Here is a 14,112-nt window from a genome sequence, read left to right as displayed (position 1 = left end):
ACCGATTACAACTTAACATACACAGGAAAAACATGACCATGGCAGGCAAAGAATACAAAATAGCCGTTTTACCGGGAGACGGCATTGGCCCGGAAGTAATGCAGCAAGCGCATAAAGTATTAGACGCTATAGAGAAGAAGCACGGAATCAGGTTCTCTAAAGAAGAACACGATGTCGGTGGTATCGCAATCGATAATCACGGCTGCCCTTTACCTGAAAGTACTGTTAAAGGTTGTGAAGCAGCCGATGCGGTTCTATTTGGTTCGGTAGGTGGTCCAAAATGGGAACATCTAGCGCCAAATGATCAACCCGAACGCGGTGCTTTGCTTCCATTACGTAAGCACTTTCAGCTATTTTGTAACCTTCGTCCAGCCCAAATCCACGCAGGGTTAGAGTCTTTTTCACCACTGCGTGCCGATATTTCAGGAAAGGGATTTGATATCGTCGTTGTGCGTGAACTAACGGGAGGTATTTACTTTGGCCAACCGAAAGGTCGTGAAGGCGAAGGACCAAATGAGAAAGCATTTGATACCGAAATTTATCATCGATATGAGATAGAGCGCATTGCTAGAATTGCTTTCGAATCTGCTCGTTTACGTAATAAAAAAGTATGTTCTGTCGATAAAGCTAACGTTCTACAAAGTTCCATTTTGTGGCGCGAAGTTGTTGAAGGTATCGCTAAAGACTACCCAGATGTTGAGCTATCTCATATCTACATCGATAACGCGACAATGCAGCTCATCAAAGATCCGTCTCAGTTTGACGTGATGCTTTGCTCGAACATTTTCGGGGACATTATCTCTGACGAATGCGCCATGATTACTGGCTCTATGGGTATGCTTCCGTCAGCAAGCTTAAATGAAAGCAATTTTGGTCTGTACGAACCAGCTGGTGGATCAGCCCCTGATATTGCAGGCAAAAATATAGCAAACCCTGTTGCTCAAATCCTCTCTGCGGCTTTAATGCTTCGCTACAGCTTAGGAGAAGAGCAAGCAGCACAAGATATCGAAACGGCGGTGTCTAGAGCGTTAGAAGCCGGGGAGCTCACTGGAGACCTTGCTAGTGACAAGCCCGCTCTATCTACATCTGAAATGGGCGATAAAATCGCTGGTTACATTTTCCGCTAATAGAATCTGTGCTAGTCGAATTTTTGCAAACAAAAACAGTTACATGAATAAAAACGTTTAACTTAATAGAAAATGGCGACTCCATACCGAGTAGCCAGTCGACTCCATCAAGGAAGAAGCAATGTCTAAAACCTTATACGAAAAAGTCTACGCTGCACACGTTGCTGTTGCAGCCGAAGGCGAAAACCCGATTCTATATATCGACCGTCACTTAGTTCACGAAGTCACGTCACCGCAAGCGTTTGATGGCTTGCGTGAGAAAGGTCGTAAAGTACGCCAGTTGGGTAAAACCTTTGCCACAATGGATCACAATGTTTCCACGACCACCAAAGACATTAACGCTTCTGGCGAAATGGCTAGAATTCAAATGGAAACCTTATCGAAAAACTGTGAAGAATTCGGTGTTACCCTTTATGACCTAAACCATAAATACCAGGGCATAGTGCATGTTATGGGGCCAGAACTAGGTATTACCCTTCCAGGCATGACCATTGTGTGTGGTGATTCACATACTGCAACACACGGTGCTTTCGGTTCTCTGGCTTTTGGTATTGGTACGTCTGAAGTGGAGCATGTTTTAGCAACGCAAACATTAAAGCAGGATCGCGCTAAAACGATGAAAATAGACGTCCAAGGCAAGGTAGCCGACGGCATAACAGCGAAAGATATCGTACTGGCTATCATCGGCAAAACAACCGCTGCCGGCGGTACAGGCTATGTCGTTGAGTTCTGCGGTGAAGCGATACGTGACCTTTCAATGGAAGGTCGTATGACTGTCTGCAATATGGCTATTGAGCTTGGGGCTAAAGCAGGACTTGTCGCACCAGACCAAACCACTTTTGACTATATTCAAGGTCGTGAATTTGCCCCTAAAGGCGCAGACTGGGATGCCGCGATTGAATATTGGTCGTCGTTAAAAACAGACAATGATGCAACCTTTGATGCAACCGTTATCCTTGAAGCATCAAGCATTAAACCTCAAGTCACTTGGGGGACAAACCCGGGTCAAGTTATTGCTGTCGATGAGCCTATCCCTGCTCCTGAAAATTTTGCAGACGCTGCAGAAAAAGCTTCCGCTATAAAAGCATTAGCCTATATGGGCTTAGAAGCTGGAAAAGCGTTGACTGACTATAACGTGGATAAAGTGTTTGTTGGTTCATGTACAAACTCTCGCATAGAAGATATGCGTGCAGCCGCGGCGGTTGCAAAAGGTCGCAAAGTTGCCGATCACGTTCAAGCGCTGATCGTTCCGGGATCTGAGCAAGTTAAAGCTCAAGCGGAACAAGAAGGCCTTGATAAAGTATTTATCGACGCTGGTTTTGAATGGCGTTTGCCAGGTTGCTCTATGTGTCTAGCGATGAATAATGACCGCTTAGGTCCAAAAGAGCGTTGTGCTTCAACCAGTAATCGTAACTTTGAAGGTCGTCAGGGTCGTGATGGTCGTACACACTTAGTTAGTCCAGCGATGGCTGCTGCCGCCGCAATTGCTGGTCATTTCGTTGATATTCGTAAACTATAAGGAGCAAACAATGTCAGGTTTTAAAAATCACACAGGCTTAGTTGTCCCTTTGGATCTTGCAAATATCGATACGGACGCCATTATTCCAAAACAGTTTCTTCAAAAAGTAACACGATTAGGTTTTGGTCAGCACCTTTTCAATGATTGGCGCTTTCTCGATGATGCTGGTCAGCAACCTAACCTTGATTTTGTCATGAACGAGGGTCGTTACCAAGACGCTTCAATCCTCATCGCTCGTGAAAATTTTGGTTGTGGTTCGTCACGCGAACATGCACCGTGGGCGCTGGCAGATTATGGTATCAAGGTAATGATTGCCCCTAGTTTTGCTGATATTTTCTACGGCAACTCAATCAACAATCAAATGGTTCCTGTACGCTTAACCGATCAGGAAGTGGATGAAATATTCCAATTTGTCCAAGCAAACGAAGGCGCTCAGGTTACCGTTGATTTAGAAGCGATGAAAGTAACCGCAAACGACAAACAGTATTCATTTGAAATAGATGAGTTCCGTCGCCACTGCTTACTTAACGGCTTAGACAATATTGGATTAACGCTTCAACATGAAGAAAAAATCTCTGCGTATGAAGATAATATCCCAACGTATATGAAGTAGACATGGCAAAAACCAGCCCTGCGGGAGTGATTCGATTACTCCCTCGGGGCTGGCTCTTCTTAAATGAGTTCAAGCCCTACCTAATCAATTTCAATTCAATGAAATTTAATTCTCACTCTCGTGGTCTATCCTAATGAACATATTTTTCCAATTGGGTTACCTATGAAATATATATTACTTTGCATTAGCTTACTCTTTTCCACTTTTTCCTTTTCAGCGCCAAAAGCCGAGCTTTGGGACTATTGGAACCGAGCGGACGAGCAAAATACTCAAGCTATCTCTCACCTTAAATGGCAATATTTTTTAGACAATTATCTTGTTGAAAAGAAAGAAAATACGCTTGTTCGTTATAAACACGTAACACCATCTGATAAGCAACAACTCAAGTCTTATATATCAGACATGGCTAAGCTCGACCCTCGAACCTACAACAAAGCAGAACAATACGCTTATTGGGTAAATTTATATAACGCCCTGACCGTAAATGTTATTCTGGACAACTACCCCATCAAATCTATTACCAAACTAGGCGGATTGTTTAGCTTTGGTCCATGGGGTGATGAAATAGTCGTCGTTACAGATGAGAAGCTAAGCTTAAACGATATTGAACACAGAATTCTAAGACCAATCTGGCAAGATGCTCGTACTCATTATGCGGTCAACTGTGCAAGTTTAGGTTGTCCCAACCTACAACCAGTCGCATTTGATGCAATGAATCAAGAGATGTTATTGGAGCAAGCGGCAGGCAGTTTCATCAATAGCGGCAAAGGTGTTAAGCAGTCAGGTAATAAAACGGTACTGTCTTCTATTTACGAGTGGTTTCCCGAGGATTTTGGTTCTAAGCAAGCACTGACCAATCATCTTAAAAAATATAGACCAACGCTTTCTCTTAATCTCGATAAGGTCAAATACGATTACAATTGGGATTTAAATGAGGCCAAATAATGGTGCTGTCTTCTCTCTAACCTAATACTGCCATTCCTATAAATACAGCAAGTATTGTACTTCTGAAGTCTCCACTTTCGTGGAGACAACGAGCTTTGTTCTACTTAATCCCTTTCTCTTTCTTGATCAGGTCGTAAGCCGCTTGAATATCCTGTGCTTTCTCTTTGGCCATTTCCATCATTTCAGGTGGTAAACCTTTTGCTACAAGCTTATCTGGGTGATGCTCATTCATTAGTTTACGATAAGCTCGCTTCACTTCTTTAGAATCCACATCATCGGTGATGCCTAACACTTTGTAAGCATCCGTAAGCTGATCCGCTGTCGTTGCTTGTTGCCAAGCACCGCCTTGCCCTTGAGAATGATTCCAACCGCCAGCTCCGCCCTCTCTTTGAAAACGAAAGGCCGCCTCTTGCATTTGCAATCTCTGTTCAAGCTGCTGAGTTGAAAACCCTAACCCTTTAGCGATAGCATGCAGAACGGTCCTTTCTGAAGGATGAAGATCACCATCAGCAAATGCGGCTGATATCTGCAACTCTAAGAAAAACTGTAAAAGATCATGCCTTCCTCCAGATGATATGCGAACCCGTTCAAGTATTTCGTTCAACGGAAAACCACTTGATTTCCCCTCGCGGAATGCATCTTGAGCCGCCTTTTTCTGGTCACCTCGAAGGTTCATTCGTTGCATCATCGTGTCGGCCAACTGAATTTCTTCTTTGGTTACTTGCCCTTTGGCTTTAGCAACATGGCCCATAACAGAAAAAGCAGCCTTAAAAAATTCTGCCTGTTTTTCCGCTTGATTGGGTCCACCGGAGAAGGCGCTGGATGCTCTAAATCCTGCTTGGCTAAGTCTTCTTGCTTTATCAAACTGATGCCCTAAGAACAAACCAAACAGTGCGCCAAAAGCTCCTCCAAAAAGGAAACCAAAAAATATGCCTAAAATTTTGCCAAAAATGTGCATTATTATGCTCTCAATTATGAATTTTTGTTATGTATTGTGATCTTACATTGTTTGAACGCTCAATTGCTTTGAACTAAAATTACTTCGAATTAGCGACACAACTCAATAGTTAAGATTGTTTTTGATGCCCATCATCACAAGTTCAGGTTATTATAAGGAACATTTTATATCAGAACAGGTCTATTTGACCTCTGAATGAATCAAGTTACACAGGATAGTTAAACTCGATGCTACTTTTCCCTCGCACATTGTTAGCTGCATCTATTAGTGCAGCCGTATTCGTGCCAACAACTCAAGCTGAAACGTCACAAGACCCTAGTGTGCAGGAAATGCCCTCTACAGATCAATGCTTGATTGTGGATTCATCCACCAAAAATGACACAGAAGTCCCTGTGCATGTTGAAGCTGATAACGTCGAAGCGATAAATGGCGATAAAGCGACCTATACTGGTGACGTTGTTATTACCCAAGGACATAAGCGTATATCCGCTGACACAATCACCTTGCACCAACAAGATAATATAGTTGTTGCTGAAGGTAATGTGCATTCTTATGATGGTCGGATAAAAACCATTTCAGATAAAGCCACAACAAGTCTAGATTCAGACGTTGCCACACTGGAAAATACTCAATATGAGTTTCTATGTGAGGACGGCCGTGGTGACGCGAAGGTTATTTATCGCAAAGATAAAGCATTTTATGAACTGGAAGATGGCACGATCACTTCCTGTCCAGAAGGCGACAATGCTTGGCGATTAAGAGCGTCATCGATTGAAATTGATCAGATTGATGAAGAGGCAACTCTATTTAATCCAAGAGTGGAAGTTCTCTCTGTACCCATTTTTTATCTGCCTTATTTAACCATTCCAATCGGTGATACGCGCAAAACAGGCTTCCTATACCCAGCTATCTCATTAGACAGTAAAAATGGTTTTGGATTTACCGTTCCCGTCTATTGGAACCTTGCTCCTAATTATGATCTACAGACTGATTTTAATTACATGGAGAAACGTGGAACACAGCTTGATGCAAAATTTCGTTATCTCACAGAAATAGGTTCCGGCTCATTCAGCACAGAGTATCTTCCTGATGACAAAAAATACCTCGATAAAGGCGACCGTTGGGGCTTTAACTGGAGCCATACTGGCGTATTTAAAGAGGCGTGGAAGTTTGAAATTGACTACTCGAAAGTCAGTGATATCACCTACTTCACCGACATCGATTCTAATATAGGTAATCGTGAAGACGGGCAGCTCCTTCAATCTGGCGAAGTATCCTACCGATCCGAACGTTGGGATACCACATTATTGGTAAGAGACTTTCAAGTATTGTCAACCGGTAGTTATCCCTATCGTTTGATGCCTCAAATAGAATACAACTATTACGCGCCCCACTTTTACTCTCAACTCGATTTTAATTTACTAAGCCATGTCAGTCGATTCGAAACGGATGACCCGGATAGCCCATCGGCTACCCGTTTACACTTTGAACCAACGCTAGCCTTGCCGCTATCCACCACTTGGGGCACGTTTACTGCTGAAGCAAAGCTGTTCCAAACCTATTATGAGCAAGACATTGACAACCTAACCACAAGCAATGATTATGAAGAGCAGGTTTCACGAACCATTCCTCAGATAAGAATTCACTCAGGATTGTATCTAGAGCGCGATACCACTCAAATTTTAGGCTATACCCAATCACTTGAACCGCAGATCCAGTATCTGTATATTCCTGAAGAGGATCAATCGGAAATCTTTTCTGGGTACGATACAACCAAGCTGCAGCTTGATTACGACGGGCTTTTTCGAAGTAAAAAGTACAGCAGTGTTGACTATATTGCTCCAGCAAATCAATTCAGCTATGGTGCATCCACGCGTTTCTTTGATGATGAATTTAAAGAGAGAATGAATCTCTCATTTGGACAGATCCTCTATCTCAACGATTCCTATAATGATTCCGTCTCAAACGAAACATCATCGTCTTATTCAGCTTGGGCATTGGATACTGAGTTTAACTACGATGACTATCTTTATTATCAAGGTGGATTTCAATTCGACACCGCGTCATCTAAAGTGCAACTTGCTGATAGCACATTGGAATATCGATACTCAGGTGGGTACAGCCAGCTAAACTATCGTTACGTTTCACTGGGCTATATTGCTAACAATGTCGACTTTATCAGCGAAGATGATTATACATCTTACACACGTGAAGGTATTAGCCAGTTAGGGTTTATTACCGCTTATAACCTCGGCCGAAGTTGGAAACTGAATGGACAGTATTTCTACGATACCAACGAAAAAGTGAACCTTGAGTGGTTAGCAGGGGTCAACTATACCAGTGATTGTTGGTATATCGGATTCTCATACAGCAATCAACTCTATAGTTGGGATGAAATCGGGGTAGACTCACCGACGTATGAACAAAACTTTACAGTGAATTTTGGTATTGTAGGTTTTGGCCAAACGATAGCCGGTGGTTCAGGTTTAGCCGGTGTCGATTCATCTAATGCCGCTTTAGGCTATAGTCGACCTTTCGCACTTGGAAATTAACAGTCTTGCCATTGAGCAACACAAATTTATTGGTATACATTAAATGAAAATGTGGAAACACACCCTAATAGTTTTTTTATCTGTACTGTCAGCCTCAAGCATGGCTGCACCCGTTGAGCTAGATAGAGTCGCGGTAATCGTAAATGATGGTGTCATATTACAAAGTGATATTGATATCGCGATCATCACGCTTGAAACCAACTCGAAGAAAGGCAGCCAAGCTTTGCCAGACATCGACGTATTACGTGAGCAGGTACTAGAAAAGCTTATTGTCGATACTATCCAGTTCCAAGAATCAGAACGCCTTGGAGTAAAGATAGATGACAACCGTTTGAATCAAGCGGTTCAAGAAATCGCCAAAGAAAGAAACTTAACGGTCGACCAACTACAAAACTCACTCACTGAAGATGGTGTAAGTTATGTCACGTTTCGAGAGCAAGTCAGGAAAGAGATCGCGATTTCCGAAGCTCGTAATGCGCTCGTTCGTCGTAGAATCAACATATTGCCAGCAGAAGTAGAAAGCTTGTCTGAGCAACTCGCTACCGAGACCAACGCCTCTGTACAATATCGACTTCAACATATCCAATTACGACTTGAAGATGGCACCGACAAACAAACGCTTGAGAAAGAGGCCAACGATATTATTAAGAAGCTTGATCAGGGTGAAGATTTTTCTACCATGGCAATCAGTTACTCAAAAGGACCTAAGGCATTAGAAGGTGGTGATTGGGGATGGCTACGCAAAGAAGAAATGCCAACAATATTTGCGGATCAAATAACAACTCAGGCAAAAGGAGCGGTTATTGGGCCATTTCGAAGTGGTGTTGGGCTTCATATCATCAAAATCGCTGATACTAGAGGGTTAGAAACTGTTGCAGTCACAGAGGTTAATGCCCGACATATTTTGATCAAAACCTCGGTAATACTCAGTGATGAAGGCGCCCAAAAACAACTACAGAACTACGCTCGTCGCATCGAATCTGGTGAGATCAAGTTTGGTGAGCTCGCAGAGCAACACAGCCAAGACCCAGGTTCTGCGGCTAAAAATGGGGAGTTGGGTTACCAAACCCCAGATTTATATGTCCCAGAATTTAAGCACCAAGTAGAGATATTACCCATTGGTCAAATAAGTGAGCCGTTCAAGACCGTTCACGGCTGGCATATTGTTGAGGTACTTGATCGACGTGAAGTTGACAAAACAGATACAGCACTAACCAATAAAGCCTATAGAATTCTTTTTAATCGTAAATTCAATGAAGAAGCCTCAGCTTGGATGCAAGAAATAAGAGCCAGTGCGTTTGTTGAATTTATTGAAAATGACGAAGGTGAAGAACAATAATGTCGACCAGAAGAATTATCGTCACAGCAGGAGAGCCCGCTGGAATAGGGCCAGATCTTGTCTTAGCCTTATCGCAATCGGATTGGGCACACCAGATTGTGGTCTGTGCAGATAAAACCTTGTTAGCTCAAAGAGCAGCAGAGCTTGGGATCAATGTAACGCTTGTCGATTACGATGTCGCCATCGCAGCAACACCCCAACAAGCAGGTTCACTGCTTGTTGATCATATTTCGCAAGCGGAACCTTCAGTCGCGGGTCAATTAAACGAAAAAAATGGCCACTATGTCTTAGCGACATTAGAACGTGCCAATAATGGGTGTATGAGCGGAGAATTCGACGCTGTCGTAACAGGTCCGGTCCACAAAGGCGCAATCAATCGAGCCGGTGTCGCGTTTAGTGGGCATACCGAATTCTTTGCTGAAAAGTCGAATACTCCCTTAGTAGTCATGATGTTAGCAACAGAAGGACTGCGTGTTGCTTTAGTCACTACCCATTTACCTTTAGCTTATATATCAAAAGCCGTTACAGCAGAGCGGCTAGAGAGTATAATCCGCATCCTTCATGACGACTTGGTCAATAAATTTGCCATCAAATCCCCTAAAATCTATGTATGTGGACTCAATCCTCATGCAGGAGAAGATGGCTGTTTAGGGGATGAAGAGATCAAAACGATCACCCCAACCCTTGACAAGCTTAGGGCAGAGTGTGATTTTGATTTGATTGGGCCGTTACCGGCAGATACCATTTTTAATGAAAAATATTTAGCAGACGCAGATACCGTGCTTGGTATGTACCATGATCAAGTTCTGCCTGTGTTGAAATATAAAGGCTTTGGACGATCAGTAAACATTACTCTTGGTCTACCCTATATAAGAACATCTGTCGATCACGGTACAGCACTTGATCTAGCAGGAACAGGGCAAGCGGACACAGGAAGTTTCCAAACCGCTCTTAAACACGCGATAGAATTAGTTGAAAAAAAACCTTTTGTTAATAAGGGTCCTTTAATTGAGAGATAATAATGAGAAATGATGTCCACTTGGGACACAAAGCGCGGAAACGTTTTGGTCAAAACTTCCTGAATGACCCCTATATTATTGATGGTATTGTTTCTGCTATCAACCCTTTACCCGGGCAAAACCTTGTTGAAATTGGGCCAGGACTTGGTGCAATTACAGAACCCGTTGGGAAAGAGATCGATAAATTTACCGTTATTGAGCTTGATAGAGATTTAGCTGAACGTTTACGTAATCACCCCGATCTTTCGTCAAAACTGACGATTTATGAAGGTGATGCGATGAAATTTGACTTTACTCAGTTGATTAAACCGAACAATAAGTTACGTATATTTGGTAATTTGCCTTATAACATCTCTACACCATTAATGTTTCATCTCTTTAAATTTCATAAAGATATCCAAGACATGCACTTCATGTTACAAAAAGAAGTCGTCAATCGATTAGCCGCAGGCCCTGGTAGTAAAACATATGGTCGATTGACCGTAATGGCTCAATATTACTGCAAAGTTGTGCCTGTGTTAGAGGTGCCACCAACCGCCTTTATCCCACCACCAAAAGTAGATTCAGCCGTCGTTCGTTTGGTTCCTTATGAAGAAATTCCTTATCCGGCAACTGACTTAAAGTGGTTAGATAGAGTATGCAGAGATGGGTTCAACCAAAGACGCAAAACAGTTAGAAACTGCTACAAGCACTTGTTAGATACTGAAACATTAGAAGCTCTAGGAGTCAATCCAGGTATGCGCCCTGAGAATTTAACCCTTGAGCAATTTGTCGACATGGCAAACTGGTTAGAGAAACATCACAGCTAGAATAAAAACAAAAACCCACAACGCTATTATCGACAATTGAACTATTGAGGTGAACATGGACGTTATTCAACCTTGTATCAAATGCCAAGTACACGCGAAGTACGTAGCAGAGCAATCTCAACCAGAACACAAACGGTACGTGTTTGCCTACATCATCTCCATCAAAAACCTAAGTAACCAGACAGTTCAACTCATTGGAAGACGCTGGTTAATTACGGATGCAGATGGAAAACAGATGACAGTAGAAGGCGATGGCGTTGTTGGAAAGCAACCTTATATAAAAAGTAATGACGATTACACCTACACAAGTGCAACGGCAATAGAGACGCCTGTTGGTGTAATGCAAGGTCAATACATAATGAATGATGCTGACGGTACTGAATTCATCGTAGAGGTCGATCCGTTTAGCTTAGCTATTCCAAATATTTTAAATTAAAGAGTGTAATTACGTGGCGAACTACATTGTTGGTGATATTCAAGGCTGCTTTGATGAGTTACAACTACTGTTAAACAAAGCCAATTTCGATCCGAAACACGACACTATTTGGTTTGCTGGTGATTTAGTTGCCCGAGGTCCTAAATCCCTTGAGACATTGCGATTCGTTAAGTCTCTTGGTTCTGCGGCGATAACGGTTTTAGGTAATCACGATCTACATTTACTTGCCGTTTCATTGGGGATTCACCCACAAAAGAAAAAAGACCGAACACTGCCCATATTCTCGGCACCAGATAGAGATGAACTTCTAGATTGGCTACGGCATCAACCGTTGATTGCTGAACATGACGAGTTTGTCGTTTGCCATGCGGGTATCTCTCCTCAATGGGATAGAAAACAAGCCTGTGCAGCATCTAAAGAAGTAGAAGCTGAGCTGCAAGGGGATAACTGGAGATGGCTCATAGAAGAAATGTATGCCAACTCACCAGATTATTGGGATGATGATCTGCAAGGAATCGAGCGCTACAGGTACATTATCAACGCCTTTACTCGCATGCGTTTTTGCTTTACAGATGGTCGCCTAGATATGCTATGTAAGCTCCCACCTCAAGACGTCACCTCTAAAAAACTGGTTCCTTGGTTCAAGTTAAAACAGAGAATAAAATTGGATAAAACCATCTTATTTGGTCATTGGGCCGCTCTGTCAGGTTTTGAAAATAAACACGCGATAGGTTTAGATACTGGCTGTGTCTGGGGTGGCACTTTAACCATGCTGCGCTGGGAAGATAAAACCTTTTTCAGCCAAGATAGCTTAAGCTAATTGTCAACAACCACAGAGCAATTAGCTTAAACTGACGGATTAGGCCCTACTGTAAATAGAATCTACGTGTCCAAAGAGGCACATTTTTCAAGAACGACAAACCGCATGTCATGAGCATTTTTTTCATCCGCTAAAAACGACTCCGAATAGGTCTCTTTCCACTCGTCTCCCCAATCAGGAAACTTGGTATCACCCTCTACATTTAATTCTATGTAGGTTAAATACAAGCAGTCCGCTTTCTCTAAACACGCTTGATAGATAGATCCACCACCAATTATCATCACTTCATCATGCTCAGTAACAAGCTCAACCGCTTGTTCAAGCGAAGTAACACAATCTACACCTTCTATCACTCGCGATACATCACGACTAATGACAATGTTTTGTCTGCCAGGAAGAGGACGGCCAATAGAATCATAGGTCTTACGACCCATAATAATCGGCTTCCCCATAGTACATCGCTTAAACCAAGCGAAATCAGCGGGTAAATGCCAGGGCATTTGATTCTCTTTACCTATCACTCTGTTTTTCGCCATTGCGGCTATCATGCTAATTTTCATTTTATGATACTTCTCGTTTAAATCACGGATCTGCGTCGATAGAAGAGTAAGCCTGGCATCGCCAATCCAATGGCAAGGCCTGCGATAATAAACATCGCTTTCAAAAAGTTCTCCATCAATACCGATACCAATTCAGGGGTATAACCCAAATGATTTATCTCTACTAATGCGATCATGGCTTTAAAAGCAAAGACACCAGGAACCATGGGTATTAATGCCGCGACGGTAAACACCTTTGGATGAGCCAAAAACTTTCGAGACCAATAGACACCAATCATACCAACGATTGTCGCAGCAAAAAAAGTCGCCCATTCTATAGGCACACCATATTGAAGCATCAGATACCTTGAACCATGTCCAATCGCACCACCAACCGCGCAATACTTTAGTGCTTTTTGTGGGACATTAAATACAAGAGCAAAACCGACAGCAGGAATAGAGGCAAAAAACATATCATTTAGAAGACCAATTACTATTTCCATTATCCTACCCACCCCCAGACGCCGACCAGCGTCATTGCACCAACGATACCTAAACAGGTTGCCAGTGTTAACAGACTTCCCATTACAAAACGGGCAATACCTATATTTATGTACCCCTTAACCATATCAGCAACAGAGTTGATCAATGGAAAACCAGGAACCAACATCAATACTGAAGATGCCATTGCTATAAAAGGGTGGTTACCAATACCATATACCATCGCTTGAGCGGAAATAAGTGTGGTGACAAAAGCCGTTACAGCAAAGTTAATTAAAGGATTAAAGTGCCGATGACCTATCTCTTGTCTTACGATCATGCCAATAGCTGAGGCTAAAAAGGTAATCGAGACAATAGACCAATCACCTCCGGCCAAGTGACTAAATGATGCGCAAGATAGCCCTATCATTAGAACAACCAACCAACGATTATACCTAGCGGGACTGATCTTATTTAGTCTATCCTGTGCTAGAGAGTAATCTAGTAACCCTTTCTCCATCATGATGCAGATACGTTGAATTTGAGTAACAACGCGCATATTTATGCCGCGATCTGGCGCTCGCCTTGTTGTCGTCATACAACGATCATGAATAAATGTCGTCACGACAATTGAGTTAGCAGACAAAGACACTTCTACTTCGTCAGCATCACTTGCTAGCCCCATGCGTCGCATAATATCCGCAACCAGAGTACTTTCTGCTCCATGAGCCAACAACATCTGCCCTGCTTGAGCAACTAATCGAGAAATAGCGCGTTGCTTATCCTCTATACTCATATTTGTGTCCACTTAATGTCCTTATACTAGGGTCTATTGATCTTTCGTGATCAAATTTTGTTCGAGATAAAAGCATTGTAATCGCCTATACGCTATATATTGCCTCAAAATTCAAACGTATAACATGATTTAGGCATAAAAAAACCGCAACATACTGTCG

The 14,112-nt window shown here is 42.6% G+C and carries 14 protein-coding genes; 10 read left to right on the top strand and 4 right to left on the bottom strand.

Annotation, left to right across the window (positions count from 1 at the left end; translation table 11 throughout):
* Positions 1-38 precede the first annotated feature (38 nt).
* From leuB to IUZ65_RS01795, 4 genes are all read left to right on the top strand, one after another.
* Positions 39-1,127: a 3-isopropylmalate dehydrogenase gene (leuB, locus tag IUZ65_RS01810; protein WP_195706615.1), complete on the top strand. Its 1,089-nt coding sequence runs from the start codon at positions 39-41 to the stop codon at positions 1,125-1,127.
* Between the two features lie 121 nt (positions 1,128-1,248).
* Positions 1,249-2,646, top strand: coding sequence for a 3-isopropylmalate dehydratase large subunit (gene leuC / locus IUZ65_RS01805; RefSeq protein WP_195706586.1), 1,398 nt, complete (start codon positions 1,249-1,251; stop codon positions 2,644-2,646).
* Between the two features lie 10 nt (positions 2,647-2,656).
* Positions 2,657-3,259 carry a 3-isopropylmalate dehydratase small subunit gene (gene leuD / locus IUZ65_RS01800; protein WP_195706585.1) on the top strand — a complete coding sequence of 201 codons (603 nt, stop codon included), beginning with the start codon at positions 2,657-2,659 and terminating at the stop codon, positions 3,257-3,259.
* Between the two features lie 162 nt (positions 3,260-3,421).
* The gene (locus IUZ65_RS01795) at positions 3,422-4,204 is read left to right on the top strand and encodes a DUF547 domain-containing protein (protein WP_195706584.1); all 783 of its coding nucleotides are present in this window, start codon (positions 3,422-3,424) and stop codon (positions 4,202-4,204) included.
* Positions 4,205-4,304: 100 nt separating this feature from the next.
* On the opposite strand, the gene djlA is transcribed toward IUZ65_RS01795, so the two are convergent.
* Positions 4,305-5,162 carry a co-chaperone DjlA gene (djlA, locus tag IUZ65_RS01790; RefSeq protein ID WP_195706583.1) on the bottom strand — a complete coding sequence of 286 codons (858 nt, stop codon included), beginning with the start codon at positions 5,160-5,162 and terminating at the stop codon, positions 4,305-4,307.
* A gap of 227 nt (positions 5,163-5,389) precedes the next feature.
* On the opposite strand from djlA, the gene lptD reads away from it, so the two are divergent.
* The 6 genes from lptD to IUZ65_RS01760 are packed head-to-tail and all read left to right on the top strand — an operon-like array spanning position 5,390 to position 12,137.
* Positions 5,390-7,714, top strand: coding sequence for an LPS assembly protein LptD (gene lptD, locus IUZ65_RS01785; RefSeq protein ID WP_195706582.1), 2,325 nt, complete (start codon positions 5,390-5,392; stop codon positions 7,712-7,714).
* A gap of 43 nt (positions 7,715-7,757) precedes the next feature.
* Positions 7,758-9,053, top strand: coding sequence for a peptidylprolyl isomerase SurA (surA, locus tag IUZ65_RS01780; RefSeq protein ID WP_195706581.1), 1,296 nt, complete (start codon positions 7,758-7,760; stop codon positions 9,051-9,053).
* Positions 9,053-10,072 (top strand): 4-hydroxythreonine-4-phosphate dehydrogenase PdxA, encoded by a 1,020-nt coding sequence (gene pdxA, locus IUZ65_RS01775; RefSeq protein WP_195706580.1) that lies wholly within the window; start codon positions 9,053-9,055, stop codon positions 10,070-10,072. The genes surA and pdxA overlap by 1 nt, the downstream gene beginning before the upstream one ends.
* A gap of 2 nt (positions 10,073-10,074) precedes the next feature.
* Complete coding sequence (rsmA, locus tag IUZ65_RS01770) at positions 10,075-10,881, top strand: 16S rRNA (adenine(1518)-N(6)/adenine(1519)-N(6))-dimethyltransferase RsmA (RefSeq protein WP_195706579.1); 807 nt, start codon at positions 10,075-10,077, stop codon at positions 10,879-10,881.
* Positions 10,882-10,936: 55 nt separating this feature from the next.
* Positions 10,937-11,317: a Co2+/Mg2+ efflux protein ApaG gene (apaG, locus tag IUZ65_RS01765; protein WP_195706578.1), complete on the top strand. Its 381-nt coding sequence runs from the start codon at positions 10,937-10,939 to the stop codon at positions 11,315-11,317.
* 13 nt (positions 11,318-11,330) lie between these two features.
* Positions 11,331-12,137 carry a symmetrical bis(5'-nucleosyl)-tetraphosphatase gene (locus IUZ65_RS01760; RefSeq protein ID WP_195706577.1) on the top strand — a complete coding sequence of 269 codons (807 nt, stop codon included), beginning with the start codon at positions 11,331-11,333 and terminating at the stop codon, positions 12,135-12,137.
* A gap of 62 nt (positions 12,138-12,199) precedes the next feature.
* Here the strand turns inward: IUZ65_RS01760 and folA are convergent, their stop codons facing one another.
* The 3 genes from folA to IUZ65_RS01745 are packed head-to-tail and all read right to left on the bottom strand — an operon-like array spanning position 12,200 to position 13,946.
* Positions 12,200-12,697, bottom strand: coding sequence for a type 3 dihydrofolate reductase (folA, locus tag IUZ65_RS01755; protein ID WP_195706576.1), 498 nt, complete (start codon positions 12,695-12,697; stop codon positions 12,200-12,202).
* A 17-nt stretch (positions 12,698-12,714) separates the two neighbouring features.
* Positions 12,715-13,179, bottom strand: a complete 465-nt coding sequence (locus IUZ65_RS01750) for a threonine/serine exporter family protein (protein WP_195706575.1) — start codon at positions 13,177-13,179, stop codon at positions 12,715-12,717.
* Positions 13,179-13,946: a threonine/serine ThrE exporter family protein gene (locus IUZ65_RS01745; protein ID WP_195706614.1), complete on the bottom strand. Its 768-nt coding sequence runs from the start codon at positions 13,944-13,946 to the stop codon at positions 13,179-13,181. The genes IUZ65_RS01750 and IUZ65_RS01745 overlap by 1 nt, the downstream gene beginning before the upstream one ends.
* Between the last annotated feature and the right edge of the window lie 166 nt (positions 13,947-14,112).

Origin of the sequence: Vibrio sp. VB16, assembly GCF_015594925.2 — a bacterium.
Classification (GTDB): Bacteria; Pseudomonadota; Gammaproteobacteria; order Enterobacterales; family Vibrionaceae; genus Vibrio.
The sequence above is the reverse complement of the archived record's forward strand: the minus strand, read 5'-3'. Positions and strand labels throughout refer to the sequence as shown.

Excerpts from the sequence above, each read along its gene's own strand:
- leuB (WP_195706615.1), top strand. The coding sequence starts at position 39 with ATGGCAGGCAAAGAATACAAAATAGCCGTTTTACCGGGAGACGGCATT.
- leuC (WP_195706586.1), top strand. The coding sequence starts at position 1,249 with ATGTCTAAAACCTTATACGAAAAAGTCTACGCTGCACACGTTGCTGTT.
- leuD (WP_195706585.1), top strand. The coding sequence starts at position 2,657 with ATGTCAGGTTTTAAAAATCACACAGGCTTAGTTGTCCCTTTGGATCTT.
- IUZ65_RS01795 (WP_195706584.1), top strand. The coding sequence starts at position 3,422 with ATGAAATATATATTACTTTGCATTAGCTTACTCTTTTCCACTTTTTCC.
- djlA (WP_195706583.1), bottom strand. The coding sequence starts at position 5,162 with ATGCACATTTTTGGCAAAATTTTAGGCATATTTTTTGGTTTCCTTTTT.
- lptD (WP_195706582.1), top strand. The coding sequence starts at position 5,390 with ATGCTACTTTTCCCTCGCACATTGTTAGCTGCATCTATTAGTGCAGCC.
- surA (WP_195706581.1), top strand. The coding sequence starts at position 7,758 with ATGAAAATGTGGAAACACACCCTAATAGTTTTTTTATCTGTACTGTCA.
- pdxA (WP_195706580.1), top strand. The coding sequence starts at position 9,053 with ATGTCGACCAGAAGAATTATCGTCACAGCAGGAGAGCCCGCTGGAATA.
- rsmA (WP_195706579.1), top strand. The coding sequence starts at position 10,075 with ATGAGAAATGATGTCCACTTGGGACACAAAGCGCGGAAACGTTTTGGT.
- apaG (WP_195706578.1), top strand. The coding sequence starts at position 10,937 with ATGGACGTTATTCAACCTTGTATCAAATGCCAAGTACACGCGAAGTAC.
- folA (WP_195706576.1), bottom strand. The coding sequence starts at position 12,697 with ATGAAAATTAGCATGATAGCCGCAATGGCGAAAAACAGAGTGATAGGT.
- IUZ65_RS01750 (WP_195706575.1), bottom strand. The coding sequence starts at position 13,179 with ATGGAAATAGTAATTGGTCTTCTAAATGATATGTTTTTTGCCTCTATT.